The 13,826-nt window shown below is 69.9% G+C and carries 13 protein-coding genes; 1 reads left to right on the plus strand and 12 read right to left on the minus strand.

From position 1 onward, the window contains the following. Positions 1–11: 11 nt before the first annotated feature. The 12 genes from ABZ441_RS18905 to ABZ441_RS18960 form a co-directional block, all read right to left on the minus strand. A complete protein-coding gene (locus ABZ441_RS18905; RefSeq protein ID WP_358975086.1) occupies positions 12–1,184 on the minus strand; it encodes a phosphonoacetaldehyde reductase in 1,173 nt (390 codons plus the stop codon). Continuing rightward, positions 1,174–2,295 (minus strand): phosphonopyruvate decarboxylase, encoded by a 1,122-nt coding sequence (aepY, locus tag ABZ441_RS18910; protein WP_358975089.1) that lies wholly within the window; start codon positions 2,293–2,295, stop codon positions 1,174–1,176. Before aepY ends, ABZ441_RS18905 begins: the two co-directional genes overlap by 11 nt. Further along, positions 2,292–3,149 (minus strand): isocitrate lyase/phosphoenolpyruvate mutase family protein, encoded by an 858-nt coding sequence (locus ABZ441_RS18915; protein ID WP_358975091.1) that lies wholly within the window; start codon positions 3,147–3,149, stop codon positions 2,292–2,294. The genes aepY and ABZ441_RS18915 overlap by 4 nt, the downstream gene beginning before the upstream one ends. Continuing rightward, positions 3,146–4,231, minus strand: coding sequence for an Ldh family oxidoreductase (locus tag ABZ441_RS18920; protein WP_358975094.1), 1,086 nt, complete (start codon positions 4,229–4,231; stop codon positions 3,146–3,148). The genes ABZ441_RS18915 and ABZ441_RS18920 overlap by 4 nt, the downstream gene beginning before the upstream one ends. Next, positions 4,231–5,343 (minus strand): glycerate kinase, encoded by a 1,113-nt coding sequence (locus ABZ441_RS18925; protein WP_358975097.1) that lies wholly within the window; start codon positions 5,341–5,343, stop codon positions 4,231–4,233. The genes ABZ441_RS18920 and ABZ441_RS18925 overlap by 1 nt, the downstream gene beginning before the upstream one ends. A 42-nt stretch (positions 5,344–5,385) precedes the next feature. Further along, a complete protein-coding gene (locus ABZ441_RS18930) occupies positions 5,386–6,270 on the minus strand; it encodes a TauD/TfdA family dioxygenase (RefSeq protein WP_358975101.1) in 885 nt (294 codons plus the stop codon). 67 nt (positions 6,271–6,337) lie between these two features. Continuing rightward, complete coding sequence (locus tag ABZ441_RS18935; protein ID WP_358975104.1) at positions 6,338–7,387, minus strand: FomB family phosphonate monophosphate kinase; 1,050 nt, start codon at positions 7,385–7,387, stop codon at positions 6,338–6,340. Next, complete coding sequence (locus tag ABZ441_RS18940; protein WP_358975107.1) at positions 7,387–8,217, minus strand: hypothetical protein; 831 nt, start codon at positions 8,215–8,217, stop codon at positions 7,387–7,389. The genes ABZ441_RS18935 and ABZ441_RS18940 overlap by 1 nt, the downstream gene beginning before the upstream one ends. A 50-nt stretch (positions 8,218–8,267) precedes the next feature. Continuing rightward, on the minus strand, positions 8,268–9,071 hold the full coding sequence (locus ABZ441_RS18945; RefSeq protein ID WP_358975110.1) for an ABC transporter permease: 804 nt from the start codon (positions 9,069–9,071) through the stop codon (positions 8,268–8,270). Between the two features lie 11 nt (positions 9,072–9,082). Further along, positions 9,083–9,883 (minus strand): ABC transporter permease, encoded by an 801-nt coding sequence (locus ABZ441_RS18950; protein ID WP_358975113.1) that lies wholly within the window; start codon positions 9,881–9,883, stop codon positions 9,083–9,085. After that, the gene (locus ABZ441_RS18955) at positions 9,880–10,785 is read right to left on the minus strand and encodes an ABC transporter ATP-binding protein (RefSeq protein WP_358975116.1); all 906 of its coding nucleotides are present in this window, start codon (positions 10,783–10,785) and stop codon (positions 9,880–9,882) included. The genes ABZ441_RS18950 and ABZ441_RS18955 overlap by 4 nt, the downstream gene beginning before the upstream one ends. 361 nt (positions 10,786–11,146) lie before the next feature. Continuing rightward, a complete protein-coding gene (locus ABZ441_RS18960) occupies positions 11,147–12,229 on the minus strand; it encodes a hypothetical protein (RefSeq protein WP_358975118.1) in 1,083 nt (360 codons plus the stop codon). 772 nt (positions 12,230–13,001) lie between these two features. Between ABZ441_RS18960 and ABZ441_RS18965 the strand changes: the two genes are divergently transcribed. Further along, positions 13,002–13,739: an SDR family oxidoreductase gene (locus tag ABZ441_RS18965; RefSeq protein WP_358975121.1), complete on the plus strand. Its 738-nt coding sequence runs from the start codon at positions 13,002–13,004 to the stop codon at positions 13,737–13,739. Positions 13,740–13,826: the final 87 nt, after the last annotated feature.

Here is a 13,826-nt window from a genome sequence, read left to right on the forward strand (position 1 = left end):
TTCCGCGCGGTTCACAGGTGGGCTGCCAGGTAGTCGGGAGCGTCGGCGGGGACCTGGACGGGCGTGTTGGACGACCTGGAGGACGACATGGCCTCCTGGAACAGGACGGGGACGTCGGCCCGTCGCACGCCGTAGGCCCCCAGCGTGTCGGGAAAGCCCGCGGCGGTGATCAGCGACCGAAGTGCCTGCCCCAGCCGGTCGGGTGAGTCGACCCCGAGGAAACCGGCCATCTTCCGCAGCCGTGCGCGGACGAACGGAGCGCCTCGCGGGTCCTGACACGCCGTCGCATCGGCCAGCGCGGACTCGCTCAGCGGGAACAGCCACGACAGACTCAGCACACAGGCAAGCCCGTGGGGGACGCCGAAGTGAACCGTCAGCGGGTAGGCGAAGGCATGCCCCACGGTGGTGCGCGTGAGGTCGATGGCCTGCCCCGCCTCGGTCGACAGAGTGCTCAGTACCTGCCGGTCGGATTCGCTGAACCCTCCCTCGGCACGGCGCAGCACGTCGGCGATCCCTACGGCCGCGGTCGCGGCCAGCTCACGTGACCGCGGTGTCGACCGGATCGACCAGTACGACTCCAGCGCGTGCGCGAGGGCGTCTAACGCACAGCTCGCGCTCACCTCCCACGGGCAGGAGTGCGTGAGCTCAGGGTCGACGAGGGCCACTGTCGCGCGCGCCGCCGCCAGGTCCAGCGACTGCTTGAGACCGTCGACGAAGACCGTGGCGAACTGGGTGACCTCACTGCCGGTCCCGGCCGTCGTGGGGATCAGCACCAGCGGCGTGTGGGCCGCGGCCCGGACGGGCGCGCGGGCGGCCAGCACGGCCCGTGCCCGGACGCGGTCGGCCGGCAGCAGCCGGATCAACTTGGCGGCGTCCATGGCCGAGCCACCGCCGATCCCCACGATCAGCTCGGGCTGCTGCGCCTCGCGCACCGCACAGCCCCTGATCACGTCGTCGAGGTCCGGATTCGGGCTGAAATCGGTGAACACACGCACATCGGGCGCGTCGATGCGGCTGAGGAACGACGTGCGGCTCAGGGCTCCGGCGCTGGCGACGACGAGCACCCGGCGAGCACCGAACGCCCGCAGTTCACGTTCGAAGGCATCGCTGGAACCCGGCCCCGTGACCAGCCGGGTGGGCGGGGCGTCGCATTCCTCGTCGAGGGTCAGCAGGTCAACGGCCATACGAGCTCCGCTTGAGGGTGAGCGATTCGCTGAACGTGCAGCGCAGCTCGAAGGGCGAGTGCCCGGACGTCACCCGGGGCGGGGTCTGGCCCGGACCGTCCAGGCCGATGCGCGCGACCACCAGGTGCGGTCCGGCGGTGTCCGAGATGTCCCGCATCGCGGCGTCGAGTCCGTCGGCCGTGTTCACCGTGCGCGCCGTCCGGTAGCCCACGGAACGGCCGAAGGCGTCCCAGTCCACCGTCGCCATGGTGCTCTGGGCGCCGGTCGACTCGTACGCCCCGTTGTCGAGGACGACGTGCGTGAGATTGGGCGGGGCGGCGGCGCCGGCCACGGCGGAGGAGCCCAGGTGCATGAGGGCCGCCCCGTCGCCGTCGATGACGACCGTGCGCAGATCGGGGTCGGCCAGGGCACTGCCGACGCCGAGGCTCAGAGCGTGACCCATGGAGCCCTGCATGTAGAAGTTGTCCGGCCGGTGCGCGACCGAGTACAACTCGCGGCTGATGAACCCCGTCGTCGCGTACACGGCCGCGTCACCGAGGTGCGGGGCGAGCGCGCTGAGCGCCTGTCTGCGGCCGAACGGGGCGGCGGCGGAGCGCACCGTCCCGGCGTCCACACCCACGGTGTTCTTGGGGACGAGGACGAAGGCCGGGCGGCCCTCGGCACGGCTGTGCTCCACCTGGTCGAGGACGTCCACGAGACCGTCGGGGGTGGGCGGGAGCGTCCACCGGTCGATGCCGAGGGCATCGAGCAGGCCGTGCTGGGACGCCCCCATGACGGCGTGCTGCGGCTCGTCGGCCTCCGGGTCCGGCCACCCGCGCAGGCTCATGAAGACCAGCGCGGGCACGCGGAAGGTCATGACGAGGGAGGTGAGCGGGTTGAGCAGGTTACCGAACCCGGAGTTCTGCAACATGACGGCCGACCGCGTGCCCGCCAGCTCCGCGCCGGTGGCCATGGCGAGCGCGGCCCCCTCGTTGGCGGCGGCCACGTAGCGGCCGCGGCCGCCCTGCCCCAGCAGGCTGATGGGCCCCTGGAAGAAGGAGCACGGCACGCCCGTGTAGAACTCCACGGAACGGCGGGCCAGTTCGTCGCAGAAGAAGGTCGGTTCGATCATGATTCGAGCGCGTTCCACGTGTCGACGTCCGTAAGGCGGAAGATCTCCTTCACCGGGGCGATGACGTCCTCGCTCGACGCCGAGTCCCCCGTCAGCCGGATCTCCAGCAGTACGTCCCGGACCGCCTGGACCGCGGCCCGCAGCCCCTGGTTGGCGTAGATGACCAACGACGCACCGGCCCGCGACGCCTCCTCGGTCTTCCACCGGTAATAGGTCGTGGGCACCACGACCACAGGGGTCCGCCGCTGCCAGTGCTCCAGGAACTCCTTTATCTCGTGCGGCTCCTGGGACTTGGAGTGGATCAGGATCGCGTCGGCGCCCGCGTCCGCGTACAGGTGGGCGCGGTTCAGCGCGTCCTCCATACCCGTACCGGCGATGAGGGCCTCGACCCGCGCCACGATCACGAACTCCGGGTTGCGCTGCGCCTCCTTGGCGACGCGGATGCGGGCGGCGAACTCCACCGGGTCCTCCAGCGTCTGGCCGACTGCCAGGAAGCTGTTCTTCTTCGGGAAGACCTTGTCCTCCAGGCAGATACCGGCGACACCGGCCGCCTCGTACCGCTGCACCGTGTACGCGATGTTCAGCCGGTTGCCGAACCCGGTGTCGCAGTCGGCCAGCACGGGCAGTGACGTCGACTGCACCATCCAGGCGGCTGCCTGCAGGTAGTCGGTCATCGTCAACAGGCTCATGTCGGGCAGCGCCCGGCTGGCCGAGGTCTCGAAGCTCGACGCCCAGACGACGTCGTACCCGGCTTCCTCCACCAGGCGGGCGGTCAGCCCGTCGTGCGCGCCGGCGGCCCGCGCCGCCTGCGGCGCTGCCAGGAGTTCCCTCAGGCGTGCGGATGTTGTGGTCATTCCAGTCCTCCGATGGACTCCAGGGGCTGCATATCCAGGGACACGGCGATGTCGCCGAGGTCCGCCACGACGGCGGGGCGCAGCGGAATGCCGTGCGCCCGCCGCTCGTCGGCCCGCTCGTATTCCTTCTCGCCCGGGATGAAGATGCGGTCCTGGCCCTCCGCCTTCTTCGCGTTGCGCAGCTCGTCGAACATGGCCGTTGTCTCGGCGCGGAAGGAGTCGAGGTCGATGAAGGCCTCGGCCCGGGCGCAGATCACCATGTGACCGAGCCCCGCCCCCTCGGGCCCGTACACGTGCCGGCCCCAGCTGGCCCCGGCCAGGGGGCCGCACAGGAGATCGGCGAGGAGACCCAGGCCGTAGCCCTTGTGCCCGCCGTGGTCCTCCCCGGCGCCGCCCAGCGGGAGCAGGGCGTACCCCTCCCGTGCTTTGAGTCCCTTGACCAGACTGGGGATGTCCGTCTCGGTACGGCCCTGGGGGTCGACGGCCCACCCCGGCAGCATCGGCCGCTCCTCGCGCTCCAGACGCTCCAGCTTTCCCCGCGGGACCGCGCTGGTCGCCGCGTCGTACAGGTAGGGCCGGGTCGGATGCGTGGGCAGAGCGAACGCGAGCGGATTCGTCCCGAACATGGGCTCCGCACCGTGCGTCGGCGCGACCTGCGGGGAGGCGTTGGTTGTGACGATGGTGAGCATGCCCTGTCGGGCCCCCTGCGCCGCGTAGTGGCCCGCGATGCCGAAGTGGTTGGAGCGCCGGACCGTGACCATCGCTATGGCGGTGTCCTGCGCCTTGCGCACCGCGAGATCGAGGGCGTGCAGCATCGCGGGCTGCCCCAGCCCGTTGCCCGCGTCGACGACCGCGCCGGCCGGGAAGTCGGACACCACGGTGGGTGTGGCGTCCGCCGCGATGGTGCCCTTGCGGATGCCCTCGACGTAGCGGCGCAGTCGGGCCACGCCGTGACTGTCGACCCCGTTCAGGTCGGCGGCGACCAGCACGCGCGCGACCTGGTCGGCGTCCTCGGGGCGGGCCCCGGCACGGCACATCGCCTCACGGACGAAATCGTGCAGACTCTCGTGGCTTGTCCTCATCAATTCACCTCACGGCTTCGCGTCTGGTGCGGTATTGCGGCTCGGCCCGCGTCTGCGAGCGCGAGGGCGGTGGTCTCGGGCCGGTCCGGCGCGCATTCAGGGGGGAGCACCAGACAGCGCGTGCCCGCCGGGAGTTCCTCGGGGGCGAGCAGGGTGCTCCCGGTGACCACCACGCAGGGAACGCCGTGCCGGGCAGCGAGCCGGGAGACGGCCAACGGCAGTTTGCCGTCCAGTGATCCGGCGTCGACCCGGCCCTCGGCCGTGATGACGAAGTCCGCGTCGGCGATCAGTTCGGGTACGCCGGCCAGGTCGAGCAAGCGGTCGCTGCCGGACTCCGCGCGGGCCCCGAAGACACTGAGCCCGGCCGGGGTGCCGCCCCCGGCTCCGTACCACGGCAGGTCCAGGAGATCCGGCCGGTCGGGGCGGACGGCTCGGGCCAAGCGGCCGAGCATCTCGCTGAACGCACCGACCTCCTGGGCGGCGATGCCCTTCTGCGGGCCGAAGCGCACCACGTTCTCCCGCAGCGGTGTGTGCACATCGCTCAGCACGCGCAGCCGCGCGCCCCGCAGCAGCGGATCGGCGTGGCGGGTGTCGGCGCCGACGACGTTCCGCAGCGCATCGGGGTACGCGTCGAGCACACGGCCGTCGTCGGCGTGGAACTCCACCCCGAGTGCGCCTAGCGCCCCGGCCCCCATGTCGAGGGTGGCGCTGCCGCCCGCCCCGACGACCACGGTACGGGCACCGGCGTGCAGCGCGTGGCGGATCAGCTGGCCCGTACCGCGGGTGGTGGCCCGCAGCGGGTCGCGTCGTGCGTCGGGTACGTGGCGCAGCCCGCTGGCCTCGGCCATCTCGATGAACGCGGTGCCGTCGGCGCCCAGTGCGTAGGTGGCACGAACGGTGCCGCCCAGCGGTCCGGCGACGTCGACAGGGACCTCCCGGCTCGCGGAGTGCCGCAGCCAGTGCCCGAGGCTGCCGTCGCCGCCGTCGGCCGCGGGCAGGACGTCGAGCGTCGCGGACGGGTGGGCGGCGCGCACGCCGCGTGCCAGTGCCTCGGCGACCGTGGCGGCCGTGAGGCTGCCACGCAGACAGTTGGGGACGATGAGAACGCGCACGGTCTCGCTCTTTCAGATTCGCCGGAAGGTGACGGGGGGTGCTCAGGCCGGTCGGCGGATCCAGGTGCGGAACAGCAGACGGGACCGGTCACCGTCGCCGTGGTCGGTGAACTCGGTGCGGCCGTGCAGAAGCCGCTTGTTGTTGAACACGGCGAGTTCACCGGGCTGTTGACGGTCCTGGCTGATCAGGGCCGGGTCCGCGAGCAACGCGTCGAGCGCGTCGAGGGCGGCGACCTGAGCCGCGGTGAGGTCGGGGACATCGGGGCGGGCGTGGCCGACCTCGATGTACTGCCTGAGGTAGGTGACACCGAGCGGGTCGCCCGGCACGTCACCGTCCGCGAACAGGACGGGCTTGAGTGTGGTGGGCGGCTCGCCCGGCGCCTCGTCCCCACGGCGGTCGAAGTGGAAGGGCTGCCGCAGCACGTCAAGCACCTCGGGCCGATCCTTCAGCTCACGTACGACGTCGCGTACGTGGACGAGCTGGAGCGCCCCGCCCAGGGCGGCCTGGTGCACGCACAGGAGCGTGAAGTAGTCCGGCACGGGGAGGGGCGCCTCGGCGCCGTCCGTGTGGAGGCTGCCCCCGAAGCGGGAGTCGGAGTAGCGGGTCGTGCGGCCCTCACCGATGCGGGTGCCCCGGTCCCGCACCTCGCGGAGCAGTTCGCCCGAGGCGTTCTGCGGCATGAGCTCACCGAACAGGCGGGATCCGGCCAGGAAGGCGCGGCGCAGTGCCTCCTCGTCGTCCGCGAGGCACTCGAAACCACCGAGCACCAGGATGCCGGGGCCGTCGTGCACATCGCGGGCGACGGCCTCCGCCACCTCTTCGCGCAGTTCGTCGGGGAGGTGGCTGGGGCCCTCGTCCTCGGGGTGGGCGAGCAGGCGGACGGACTCTTCACTCAGCTCGATCTTCACGCGGTCGAACGGGCGCAACGCGGTGTTCCCTTCATCATTGGCCTCGAGGAGTCAGGCCGGCCGAGCGGGCGGGCCTGTCGTGGACTCACGCGGCGGCCAGGGTGGACAGCACCGTGTCGCGCACGGACTCGTCGAGCATGTCGACGTTGGCACGGAAGCAACGGGCGCCGCCCACCAGACTCGTGGCCTGTGCGCGCATGTGCTCGTAGGTGCGGGTGTAGCGGTCCAGGTCGTTGCCGCAGTGCGTGTACAGGTCGTCCTTGAGGCCGTACATCGTGACCGCGGAGGAGAACTGGTCCAGGAACGCGGTCGCGGCCTGATCGGCAACGGGTTCCAGGCCCTGCGGGCGCCGCGGGTCGAAGTCCGCGATCACGATGTTGCGGATCGTGGCCTGCTTCACCGTGCGGCCCTCGAAGAGCTCATAGGGACTGGCGACGTAGTCACCGCTCTCGATGTGCGGGGTCAGATTCCGCCGCTCGATGATGTCGCGGAAGCAGTCGTCGGAACGGACCCGCATCGCGGAGTGCACTCCGTGGGCGACGCCGTCCTTGACGAGGGTGTGGGTGTTCGCAAGGAAGCTCGCGCCGCCGGCGCACGCCTGTGCCAGGAAGACCGTCTTGCCGCCTCCCTGACGGCCCAGCAGCAGCGTGCCCGTGCCGTCGCCCTGGGCGAATCCGGCTGCCTTGAGGTGCACGAAGCCGTGGTCGGCGGCGTGCATCGTGAGGATGTGCTTCACGAAGTACGGCCAGACGGTTTTCTCCAGGCGGCGGCCGAACACGTGGAAGCGGTTGCCGCGCGTGATCAGGTAGGCGGGGTCCCCGAAGAAGTGCACGAGGTAGAACCCGGTCCTGAACCGCTTGGACCGGAAGGTCCGGTCGGCCGCGGCCGCGAGGAGGGAGACGTCGTAGTCGTCCCGGTCCAGATCCACGCAGACGATCTCGTAGTCGGCCGCGGCGTCCGCCTCCGCGAAGTCGGCGAAGTACGAGAAGCCCGGGAAGTCCTCCATGTTGCTCATCAGACGGACCCGGACCGCGTTGAGGTCCAGGACGGCCGAGGAGCGGACGGTGACGTCCCGGCCCGCGAACGCGTCGGCCGGCACGACCGACTCGGCGACGGTGACCGTGGGCGTGCTCATCAGGCCTCCTTCTGGCGCAGGGCGATCCGGGTGCGCTTCAGGGCACGTGGCCACTCGTCCTCGGGAAGCGTCAGATGCCGCAGATCGGCGAGCCCGGGGTCACCGCGCATGATGAAGCACTCGGCTCCCTGCCGGGCGCACGCGACGAGCGCGTCGAGCTTGCCCTGCATCGCGCCGGAGGCGTCCCACTCGCTCTCCTTCCACACGTAGCGGTAGGCGTCTTCGGGGTGGTGCGCGTCGACGAGTTCCAGTACGTCGTCGCTGCCGGGGCCGCCGGTCAGTACCCCCGGGACGTCGGTGAGGGTGACGACGCGGGGAGCGGCGCCGAGCGCCCGGACCAGTACCTCCGGGGTCCGGTCGCTGGAGAAGGCCTCCAGTGACCCGTCCGGACGCAGCAGGCAGTCGCCGGACAGGACCGGCAGCACACCGGCGGCCAGCAATGCCCTGAGGGGCTCCTCGGCGACCGCGACGCCGTGCGGGTGCGTGGGGTCGACCGTGCTGAACGCCCCCAGTTGCAGCGGCAGTGCGCGCACCCCCATGTCGGTCAGCGCGCTCACCCACCGCCAGCGGACGCCCGAGGTGGCCTGCACGAACGGCAGCGGCGCGAACGGGTCCTCCGGGTCGAGTCCGCGCAGCGCCCCGTGGCCGAACGCTCCTCCGCCGGTGACCAGGACGATCCGGCCGGGGTAGGCACGGGCCAGGTCGGCGACGAGTGCGGCGTACGAGGCGAAGACCTTCTCGTCGAGGCTGCCGGGGCGGCTCTTGTCGGAGAAGAGGCTGCCGCCGATCTTCAGTACGAGGCTGCCGGGAGGCTGGGCGGTGCGCGTCAAGAGATGTTCCTTCCCCTTCGGGGCTTGCACGGGGGTCCGGTCGGCGGTGGTCATACCAGTTCCAGCGTGCCGAGCCGTCGGCTCAGCCGTTCGGAGCGGGCGAGCACCACCAGGGCGATGCCGAAGTACACCGCCGCCAGCACGAGTTCGGCGCCCGCCGACTGCACCGGCGAGTACGGGCGCCCGGCCACGGCGTCCTGCGCCATGGCGATGGCGTGTGCCATCGGGATCACCTGGGACAGGCCCTGCACCCAGCCGGGCAGCAGGGTGAGCGGGATCGCCGCACCGGTGGCGATGAGGAGGACCAGGTGAGCGGCGTTGGTGACGAAGTACATGTCGCGGAAACGGAGTCCGAGTGCGCCGATGATCAGCCCCAGACCCGCGCAGGACGTCGACGCGCACACGGCCGCCACGGCGATGGGCAACAGGATCGAGGGAGTGAGCGACAGGCCCAGGAACGCCCAGCCGCCGGACACTCCGAGGACCGCGACCAGCACTCCGTTGAGCGAGGTGGGGATCAGCCGTCCCAGCATGATCCAGAAACGGCCCGCAGGAGTGATCAGGAGGTGGGCCAGCGTCCCGAAGGCCCGCTCGTTGGCGACCGCCTGCGACGCGCCGTAGATGCCGGCCATCGCGGACGCCTGGATCGCCGTGCCCACGACGTAGAAGTCCGGGTCCTGGGCGCCGCTGTAGCGGCCCAGCAGGGAGAACGTCACGATCTGGAAGAAGGGTGACGCGATCATCATCACGAAGAACAACGGGGGCGACAGGAAGGTGATCAGGGCACGGTAGGAGAGGGCACCCCCCACCACTGTGACCCGCAGGCCGGCGACGAGCCTGCGCGCGGCGCTCATGCGGACGCTCCTCATATCAGGTTCAGGGTGGCGCGTCGGCGCACGGCGTCGTGCACCGTACGCAGGAAGAACAGGGCGAGCCCGAGGCAGGCCAGGCCGGTCACCGCGCACCACAGGATCTCCCGGCCCGGCGTGCCGGTTCCCGACATGGCGTGCCCGAGGGCACGGCCCGCCCAGGTCAGCGACAGGCCCTCGCTGAGCGGCCGGCACCACTGCGGCAGGAAGGCCACGGGAACCATCAGGCCGGAGAGGACCCAGACGGGGTACTCCAGCAGGTTCGTCAGGACCAGTGAGTTGCGGTACAGGATGAACGCGTTGGCCATGAGGAAGCCGAGACAGGCGTTGGCCAGTACGGCCACGACCAGGGCGGCGGCGAAGACGCCGGGCCGCGCGGGCACCACCGGGGTGTCGAACACGAGCCCGCCCAGCAGGAGCGTCACCGCCATGGAGATGACGCCCATGAGGGCGGTGGCCAGGCTGATGGCAAGGATGTTGACGGCCAGCGGGGTCGGCGCGACCACCACGGGCTCCAGGGTGCCGAAGCGGCGTTCCCGGCTCAGCCCACCGCCGGAGCCGAAGAGAGTGGACGTCCACATCCCCATCAGACCGGCCTGCACGGCCACGCCGGCCAGGGCGTCCGCGTCCTGGCGGTGCCCGACCATGACGAACTGGATCAGGGCGAAGGCCAGCGGCTGGACGAACACCGCGATGACGTAGAACTTGTACTGGAGCAGCATGCGCAGCTGAAAGACCCCGCACACCAGCAGAGTCCGCAGGTACAGAGTGCGGGCGCGTGTCCCGGTCGTTGTCACCGGGTGGCTCCGGCGGTGTCCGCCGGCTGGGACACGAGTGCGACGTAGGCGTCCTCGAGGGTCGGCTCGCGGGTGTCGACCCGCGTGATGAACCCGGGGCCGAGGATGCGCAGGAGATCCGGGACCATGGAGGCGGTGTCCTCGCACTGGACCTCGAGGACGTGCGAGGTGGGCGTGGACGTCACGGTGAGGTCGAGCACGCCGGGCAGGGCCCGCACCTCGTCGAGTGCCGCCGCGGGGACGTCACGGACCTCGACCGTCGCCACCGTGCGGTCGCCGACGCCCTTCTTGAGCGTGCCAGGGGTGTCGAGTGCGACGAGCCGCCCCTGCGCGATGACCGCGATGCGGTCGCACAACTCGTCGGCCTCGTACATGTAGTGCGTGGTGAGCAGGACGGTCGTGCCCTGGCCGGTCAGAGTCCCGATGGTGCTACGCAGATCCCTGGACGCCTCGGGATCCAGCCCGATGGTCGGTTCGTCCAGGAAGAGCACGCTCGGTTCGTTCAGCAGGCCTCGGGCGATGTGCAGCCGCTGGCGCATGCCGCGCGAGAACCCTTCCACGCGGTCGTCGGCCCGGTCGGCCAGGTCGACGGTCTCCAGGAGCTGGGCGAGGCGCAGGCGCTGGGCACGCCCGGTGATGCCGTGGAGTTCGGCGAAGTAGCGCAGGTTGTCGCGAGCGGAGAGCCGTTCGTACAGGCCCTTGTCCCCGCCGGCCACATAGCCGATCCGGCGGCGGATCTCCGTGGGGTGGCTGACCACGTCGTGGCCCAGGACGGTGGCCCGCCCGCTGGTCGGAAGCAGCAGAGTCGAGAGGATCTTGATCGTCGTGGACTTCCCGGCCCCGTTGGGACCCAGCAGCCCGAAGAGCTCGCCCTCGCCGATGTCGAACGAAACGCCTTTCACAGCCTGACGGTCGGTTCTTCCGTTCCGCCGGAAACGAAATTTCGAGGCGCCGGTGGTATAGGTGCGTGTGAGGTCTTCCACCTCTACTGCGGCCACGATACCTCCATTCGAATCGCTCTCCTGCCTCCTGCCACGGCCATCGTGGACAAAAGGCGGTGGTGCCCGGCCTGCAGATAACTGCGGCCGGGCACACCGTTACTTGGTGCAGCTGGTTCAGCCGGCCTTCACGGTCTTGACCGTGGACGACTTGACGATGATCTTGAACATTTTCAGCACCCCCCTCCCATGTGCGACGGGTTACTCGGAAATCCCGTCGAATGCGCCTTGCGGCACACACGACGGAAACCTGTGCAGGCAGCCGCTAATGATGAATGAGGCCTTGGCCGTCGAACTGCTCGATGGCGTCGAGGATCTGCTGCGACGTTTCCTCGTCGACGGGTGCGCCGACCGCTCGGGCGAACGCGTTCACCACGGCTTCGGGGCTCCTTCCGTCGAGCAGGAACCACAGCCGCAGAGCGTCTTCCGATACGTCGAAAGCCGAGTTCTGAATCGTCAGACCACATCCGTCGGCATAGCGGACCGGGACGTGGAATGGGCTACGTACCGGGCCGTTGCCTTCGATGCCGGAAAGCGTGACCTTTTCGGTCGGCTCGCGTTCCCAGAATTCCAGGAAGCAGGCACATCCGATCGCGTTGATCAGCCACAGGCGGGAGTGGACCGTCCGTACGATGCGGTCGGGGTCCATGTCCGGCGGCAGGCCGTTGTACTGGAGGTCCCAGTAGGTCCGGGTGAACTCCCGCAGCCTCGGCTCCCGGACGAGCTTGCGAAGGCGCAGCTTGTCGGAGACGTACACGTCACCGCATGCCGCCAGCAGGGCATCGGCGGCCATGTCCAGCGCGATCCCCGAAGCGCAGACGGCGGTGGGCAGATCCCGCACCTCGATCGCACCGAGGACGTCCTCGACGTATGCGCCGAGCAGGGCCATCGAGCGGGCCATCAGCACCTGTCGCAGCACCCCGGGATCGAGGTTCTTCCTGACCTCCTGGACGAAGGCGTCCGGTTTCAGGACGGCGCCCAGATGCGTACGGACCGCGAGTTTCAGCGCGCTCTCGTCCATATGCGTCTGCGAGCGCTCCTCGCCGATGGAGGTGAAAGCCCTGAAATTCTCGCTCAGTTCCCGGATTTCACCGATCGCGATCTGCTCGACATCCACCCGGATGCCGTCCCGCACGGGGTGGGACCTGCCTTTGGAAACCTCATCGACGAACACGTACACATCGACATCCGATGTCGAGGTCCCGAGACCGACCGAAAGGCTTCCCGCCATCACCGCTCCATGGCAGGAATCCCACAATCCATGGTCGCGGACCGCCGATTCGGCGGCATCGAAGTGAGTCTTCTCGAATCCGACCGGACCGACGTCCAGGCGGGCGATGGAGTTCACAGCATCGTCGTCGGCAACATTATTGGTGAACGAGACAGGCAAACCAGACATGACCCCCCCTTTCGCACCGCCTTCGGCGGGTGCCCACCGAGACTCCTTATCAGGATTCCGACCCCTCCGGCTGTCTCGGTGGTCACGATCTAAACACCAACCCCAGGCGTCGTCAACAGATCACTAACAGTTGTCTCGACGCTTGGTCCCACACCCCCTCACCAGCGCCATATTGATCCGAAACGCTTTGATTTCAGGCTCGTTGACGGTGTGTGAGTGAGTTGGAGGGGGATGCGCGGACCTGGCCCCCGGACGCATGGAGAGCACCCGGTTGTCCACCCCTACGCAGGGATTGAAGGCCGGTGCGAATGGAGGCATTCGCTCCGTTTCCAGGCGTGGACCGGAGCGCGCGTGACCGGCAGGTGAAACGGCGGGAGACGGCGGGAGACCGACGGCCGGGGCGCGCCTCCGTCCCGTCCGGCAGGTCACCGCCCTGGAGCGCATCCGTCTGTCCGGGGTCACGGGCAGCCGCCGCCTGAACGTGCACACCGGGGGCCAGAGGCCGCTTCATCGGCGAACGGGCAGTCGCGGTGACGAACTCGGCGCCGGGCCGGGCAGGTTCCTCCACCGCCGCCGATGTCGGCCCCAACCCCGACCCGACCCCACGGCCTCACCGTCCGATGCGGGCACCACACACGCCCGCCGCGTCGTGGCTGAGTGAACCCGATGATTCCTGATCGATAGTGTGCCCGTTGCAACGACCAGGAGGGCAGGAACAGCCATGCGAAACGTGACTGTGGTGACCGGGGCCGGCGGAGGGATCGGGGCGGCCGTCTCCGAGCGCCTGGCACAGGAAGGGCACCTCATCGGTGTCGCTTTCCGTGAATCGAGTGATGCCGCGCAAGCGGTTCTGGAGCGCGTGCGGCAAGCGGGTTCCGACGGGTTCGCGGTGCGCGCGGACATCACATCCGAGGACGATGTGGAGCGGCTCTTCGATGATGTCGCCGGTGCACTCGGTTCCGTGACCGGCCTCGTCAACAATGCGGGAATCACCGGCAAGTTGAGCGCGTTCGAGTCCACCTCCGTCGACGCGTTCCGCGAGGTGCTGGACACCAACGTCCTCGGCACCCTGCTGTGCTGCCGGAAGGCGGCCCGGGTGATGTCCATGACCGGCGGCGGATCCATCGTCAACGTGTCGTCCGCCGCGGCAACGCTGGGTTCGGCCGGTGAGTACGTGCACTACGCGGCCAGCAAGGCGGCCGTGGACGCCCTCACGATCGGTCTGTCCAAGGAACTCGCCGCGAGTGGCATCCGGGTCAACTCGGTGCAGCCGGGCACGGTGACGACCGGCATCCACGCCGCCATGGGCGACCCCGACCGCCCTCGACGCACCGCGGTCCGCGTCCCGATGAAACGCCCGGGCCGGCCCGACGAGATCGCGGAGGCCATCGCCTGGCTCCTCTCCGACAAGGCCTCCTTCACCACGGGTGCCGTGCTCCGGGTGGCCGGCGGAATCTAGCGCCGCGACTCCCCGCACATTCTCCCCGCCGTGGGACGGACGGGTGGAACCAGGACTCCCGCCCGACGGGGCCGGTCCGTGCCGCCG

The organism is Streptomyces sp. NPDC005752 (assembly GCF_040630715.1).
In the GTDB taxonomy this organism is placed as follows: domain Bacteria; phylum Actinomycetota; class Actinomycetes; order Streptomycetales; family Streptomycetaceae; genus Streptomyces.